At 53.9% G+C, this 3,688-nt stretch carries 1 tRNA gene and 2 rRNA genes; all 3 read left to right on the top strand.

The annotated features are described in order from the left end of the window. Positions 1-449 precede the first annotated feature (449 nt). Positions 450-3,277: ribosomal RNA gene (locus tag EP237_RS22160) — 23S ribosomal RNA — on the top strand. 143 nt (positions 3,278-3,420) lie between these two features. Then, positions 3,421-3,535 (top strand): 5S ribosomal RNA (gene rrf, locus EP237_RS22165). A gap of 74 nt (positions 3,536-3,609) precedes the next feature. Beyond that, positions 3,610-3,686, top strand: a tRNA-Met gene (locus EP237_RS22170). Positions 3,687-3,688: the final 2 nt, after the last annotated feature.

The following is a 3,688-nucleotide window of genomic DNA, read 5'->3' on the forward strand; positions in this document are numbered from 1 at the left end:
GGCCTTAGCTCAGCTGGGAGAGCGCCTGATTTGCATTCAGGAGGTCAGGAGTTCGATCCTCCTAGGCTCCACCAAGCGTCTTTCGAAGAAAGGCGCGTCGATCCGGCAGCACATCCGCAAGGATGTGTGAGAGGATCAAGCCTGCTCCTTGGTTTGACTGTTGAACACTTTGCGAAGTGCTCTGCTGTCCAACCGGACAATTGACATCGTTTAGAGAGATACAAACATCAGTTTACTTTGCTGATCTGACGAGTGGGTCAGGTCATGGGGTTCGTCCCCAAAGGCAAAGTTAACTAATCCAAGTCAAGTACACTAACCAAAGCGTCCCGCGAGGGACGCGACATGTTCTCCCTGTGAACCAGCGGGGAGAGCGGGATAGTAACTGCTTTTGATCTGATGTCCCTTTCTCGGGGACATCCTTGGGAAGAAGCCTGTCTTCTTCTGGATCAAATCAAGCGCGAAAAGGGCGTTTGGTGGATGCCTTGGCAGTAAGAGGCGATGAAGGACGTGATACTCTGCGATAAGCTAGGGGGAGCCGAGAATAGGCTTTGATCCCTGGATCTCCGAATGGGGCAACCCACCTGACAGTTTGATATTGTTACCTTTGGTGATCAATATCTTGCTGAACCAGGTACTTGTTGACTGAATACATAGGTCTTCAAGAGCAAACCCGGGGAACTGAAACATCTAAGTACCCGGAGGAAAGGAAATCAATATGATACTCCCCTAGTAGCGGCGAGCGAACGGGGACCAGCCAAGCCTTGAGAGTGACCAGAATGTGCTGGAAAGCACAGCCATAGCGGGTGACAGCCCCGTATGGGAAGCTCGATGGGATGTATTAAGTAGGGCGGGACACGTGAAATCCTGTCTGAAGATCGGAGGACCACCTTCGAAGGCTAAGTACTCCTTACTGACCGATAGCGAACCAGTACCGTGAGGGAAAGGTGAAAAGCACCCCGACGAGGGGAGTGAAACAGTTTCTGAAACCGGACGCCTACAAGCAGTCGGAGCCTCCTTGAGAGGTGACGGCGTACCTTTTGTATAATGGGTCATCGACTTGGTCTATCTAGCAAGCTTAAGCCGTTAGGTGTAGGCGCAGCGAAAGCGAGTCTTAATAGGGCGCATGAGTTAGATGGATCAGACCCGAAACCGAGTGATCTAGGCATGATCAGGATGAAGGTAAGGTAACACTTACTGGAGGTCCGAACCCACACCTGTTGAAAAAGGTCGGGATGAATTGTGCCTAGGGGTGAAAGGCCAATCAAACTCGGAGATAGCTGGTTCTCCGCGAAATCTATTTAGGTAGAGCGTCATCCGAATACCCCGGGGGGTAGAGCACTGGATGGGTAATGGGGCCCCACAGGCTTACTGATCCTAACCAAACTCCGAATACCCGGGAGTACTAGATGGCAGACACACGGCGGATGCTAACGTCCGTCGTGGAGAGGGAAACAACCCTGACCTCCAGCTAAGGCCCCTAATTCATGGCTAAGTGGGAAAGCAGGTGGGACGACCAAAACAACCAGGAGGTTGGCTTAGAAGCAGCCATCCTTTAAAGATAGCGTAACAGCTCACTGGTCTAAACAAGTTGTCCTGCGGCGAAGATGTAACGGGGCTCAAGCCATGAGCCGAAGCTGAGGATGCACATAGTGCATGGTAGCGGAGCGTAGTGTGAATAAACCCATTCCTCCTTAGCGTCTTCGGGCGCATTGGAGGACCGGGTTTTACTGTGAAGCCGGCGCGTGAGCGATCCGGTGGAGTGATCACTAGCGAGAATGATGACATGAGTAGCGACAAACAGGGTGAGAGACCCTGTCGCCGAAAGTCCAAGGGTTCCTGCTTAAAGCTAATCTGAGCAGGGTAAGCCGACCCCTAAGGCGAGGCCGAAAGGCGTAGTCGATGGGAACCAGGTTAATATTCCTGGGCCAGGAGGATGTGACGGATCTCGAAGGTTGTTCCCTCTTATCGGATTGAGGGGGCCGCTTAGAGGTTCCTGGAAATAGCCCTCCATGAGATCGTACCCTAAACCGACACAGGTGGACTGGTAGAGAATACCAAGGCGCTTGAGAGAACGATGTTGAAGGAACTCGGCAAAATACCTCCGTAAGTTCGCGAGAAGGAGGCCCGGTTCCAAGGCAACTTGGAGCTGGGGGCACAAACCAGGGGGTGGCGACTGTTTACTAAAAACACAGGGCTCTGCGAAGTCGCAAGACGACGTATAGGGTCTGACGCCTGCCCGGTGCCTGAAGGTTAAAAGGAGGGGTGCAAGCTCCGAATTGAAGCCCAGGTAAACGGCGGCCGTAACTATAACGGTCCTAAGGTAGCGAAATTCCTTGTCGGGTAAGTTCCGACCTGCACGAATGGCGTAACGACTTCCCCGCTGTCTCCAACATCGACTCAGCGAAATTGAATTGCCTGTCAAGATGCAGGCTTCCCGCGGTTAGACGGAAAGACCCCGTGCACCTTTACTACAGCTTCGCACTGGCTTCAGGCACAGCATGTGCAGGATAGGTGGTAGGCTTCGAAGCAGGGACGCCAGTCCCTGTGGAGCCTCCCTTGAGATACCACCCTTGCTCTGCTTGAAGTCTAACCGCGGCCCGTTATCCGGGTCCGGGACCCTGCGTGGTGGGTAGTTTGACTGGGGCGGTCGCCTCCTAAAGCGTAACGGAGGCGCGCGAAGGTTGGCTCAGAGCGGTCGGAAATCGCTCGTTGAGTGCAATGGCAGAAGCCAGCCTGACTGCGAGACTGACAAGTCGAGCAGAGTCGAAAGACGGCCATAGTGATCCGGTGGTCCCGAGTGGAAGGGCCATCGCTCAACGGATAAAAGGTACGCCGGGGATAACAGGCTGATGGTGCCCAAGAGTCCATATCGACGGCACCGTTTGGCACCTCGATGTCGGCTCATCTCATCCTGGGGCTGGAGCAGGTCCCAAGGGTACGGCTGTTCGCCGTTTAAAGAGGTACGTGAGCTGGGTTTAGAACGTCGTGAGACAGTTCGGTCCCTATCTGCCGTGGGTGTAGGATACTTGAGAGGAGTTGCCCCTAGTACGAGAGGACCGGGGTGAACGATCCACTGGTGGACCTGTTGTGGCGCCAGCCGCAGTGCAGGGTAGCTATGATCGGAAAGGATAACCGCTGAAGGCATCTAAGCGGGAAGCCCCCCTCAAAACAAGGTATCCCTGAGAGCCGAGGTAGACCACCTCGTCGATAGGCCGGAGATGTAAGCGCAGCAATGCGTTCAGTTGACCGGTACTAATTGCTCGATAGGCTTGATTTGATCCAGTAGAAGCCAGACTTCCTGGCCCTACAGACAAAATCAAAAGCAGAAACTACACCAACACACACAGTCGCTTGACCTGGATGAAGATGTTTGAAACCCAATCCCCTGACACCCAGGGGACACAGGGTTTGCTTGTTCGGTTTGGTGGTCATAGCGCGAGTGAAACACCCGATCCCATCCCGAACTCGGCCGTTAAGCACCGTTGCGCCGATGGTACTGCGTCTCAAGACGTGGGAGAGTAGGTCACCGCCAAACCTAACAAGCAAACCCAAATCTCTCTAATACGATACCAATCAAAGCCCAGATAAAACAATCATCCGGGCAATTGGCGCGGGGTGGAGCAGCCCGGTAGCTCGTCAGGCTCATAACCTGAAGGTCGTAGGTTCAAATCCTACCCCCGCAACCATA

This window comes from Nioella ostreopsis, assembly GCF_004000255.1.
Classification (GTDB): domain Bacteria; phylum Pseudomonadota; class Alphaproteobacteria; order Rhodobacterales; family Rhodobacteraceae; genus Nioella; species Nioella ostreopsis.